At 76.1% G+C, this 1,928-nt stretch carries 2 protein-coding genes; both read left to right on the forward strand.

Annotation, left to right across the window (positions count from 1 at the left end; genetic code table 11):
• The coding region (locus ACPYN7_RS17925; protein WP_424348546.1) for a proton-conducting transporter membrane subunit at positions 1–1,336 on the forward strand (1,336 nt) is incomplete at its 5' end.
• On the forward strand, positions 1,333–1,928 hold a 596-nt coding region (locus ACPYN7_RS17930; protein WP_424348547.1), incomplete at its 3' end, for a proton-conducting transporter membrane subunit. The genes ACPYN7_RS17925 and ACPYN7_RS17930, both read left to right, overlap by 4 nt.

Raw genomic sequence — 1,928 nt, forward strand, 5'->3', positions numbered from 1 at the left:
CCCGTGGCGGCACGTGGCCGCGGCCGGGATCCTGGTGGCGGCGCTGGGCAAGGCGGCGCAGCTGCCGTTCTCGTTCTGGCTCTCCGGGGCGATGAAGGGCCCCAGCCCGGTGAGCGCACTGCTGCACTCGGCGGCGATGGTGGCCATGGGCGGCTACCTGCTGCTGCGCGTGGAGCCGCTGCTGGCCTCCACCGGGTGGGCGGGCCCGGCCGCCGCGTGGATCGGGGTGGCCACCGCGGTGCTGATGGGAATCGTGGCACTGGCCCAGCGGGAGCTCAAGCAGCTGCTGGCGGCGTCCACGGTGGCGCAGCTGGGCTTCGTGGTGCTGGCCGCCGGCGTGGGCGCGGCCAGCGGCGGCGCGGCCCACCTGGTGGCCCACGCCTCCACCAAGGCGCTGCTGTTCCTGGCCGCCGGGGCGTGGCTGACAGCACTAGGCACCGAGGAGCTCACCGCACTGCGCGGGGCCGGCCGCCGGTGGCGGGTCGTGGGCGTGACCGCCACCGTGGGGGCGCTGGCCCTGGCCGGGATCGCCCCGCTGTCCCTGTGGGCCACCAAGGACGCGGTGCTGGCCGGGGCGCTCGAGGTCTCGGGCCTGCTCTATGCCGCGGGGCTCGTGGCGGCGGCCCTGTCCGCCGCCTACGCGGGGAAGGTCCTGTGGACCGTCTGGCGCCGCGGTGCCCGCGCCGAGGCGGAGCCCGGCGGCACCGGGCGCGTGGGCGTGCTGGAGCAGGCCCCGCTGGTCGTGCTCGCGGCCGGGGCGGCCGTGCTGGGGGCCCTGGCCCTGCCCCCGGTCAGCCGGACGCTCGCCGGGGCCCTGGGCGGGCACGGTGCGGTGGCGCCCGCCGAGCTGCTCGTCTCGGCCGCTCTCGCCCTGGTGGTCCTGCTGCTGATGCTGCGCCTGCGCGCCCCCGAGCCGGGCTGGGCCGTGCGGTGGCTGGGGCTGGAGGCCGCCGCGCACGCCGTCGTCGTGCGCCCCGCGCTGGGCCTGGCGCACGCGCTGGCCCGGTTCGACGACCGCGTCCTGGACCGTGCCGTGACCGCCGCCGCCGGGGCCGTCCCGGGACTGGCCTGGGCCGCGGCCCGGTTCGACGACCGGGTCCTCGACGCCGGAGTCGAGACCACCGCGCACGCCGCCGCCGCGGCCGGCCGGGGCGCGGCCCGCCTCGACGACGACGTGGTGGACGGCGCCGTCGAGGGCTTCGCCGGCCGGGTCCGCCGGCTCGGGCAGCTGGCCCGGGCCCCGCAGACCGGGGCCGTCCACCAGTACTTCCTCCAGGCCGTCGTGGTGCTCGCCGTCGGCGTCATGGCCTGGTCTGTCTACGCCGTGTTGGGATGAGCATGCTGAGCCTGATCGTCTTCCTGCCCCTGCTGGCCGCCGCCGTCCTGGCCGTGGTCCCCGCGTTCGGGCCCGCGGCCGCCCGATGGACGTGGGTGGCGGTGAGCGTCGTGGAACTGCTGCTCGTGGGCGTGCTGTGGGCCGGCTACGAGGACCCGGGGCCCAACGGGCTGGCGTTCGAGGAGCAGGTGCCGTGGATCCCCGGCGTCAACAGCAGCTACCACGTGGGCGTGGACGGTCTCTCCCTGCCGCTGCTGGCCATGACGGCCGTGGTGTTCCTGGCCTGCGCCGTCTACGCCCTGCGGGACGCGGACCGCCCGCGCGTGCAGGCCGCGCTGTTCCTGTTCCTGCAGGGCGTGAGCCTCGGGGTGTTCGTGGCGGCCGACCTCATCCTGTTCTTCGTCTTCTTCGACCTGTCCATCGTGGGCATGTACTTCGTGATCGCCGGATGGGGCCACGGCAACGCGGCCCGGTCGGCGCTGAAGTTCTTCCTCTACACCTTCCTGGGCTCCCTGGCCCTGCTGCTGGGCTTCATCGGGCTCTACGTGGCGGCGGCACCGCACACCTTCGACATCCCCGAGCTCGTCGCGGC

Origin of the sequence: Kocuria sp. CH-021 (assembly GCF_049716185.1) — a bacterium.
Classification (GTDB): Bacteria; Actinomycetota; Actinomycetes; order Actinomycetales; family Micrococcaceae; genus Kocuria; species Kocuria cellulosilytica.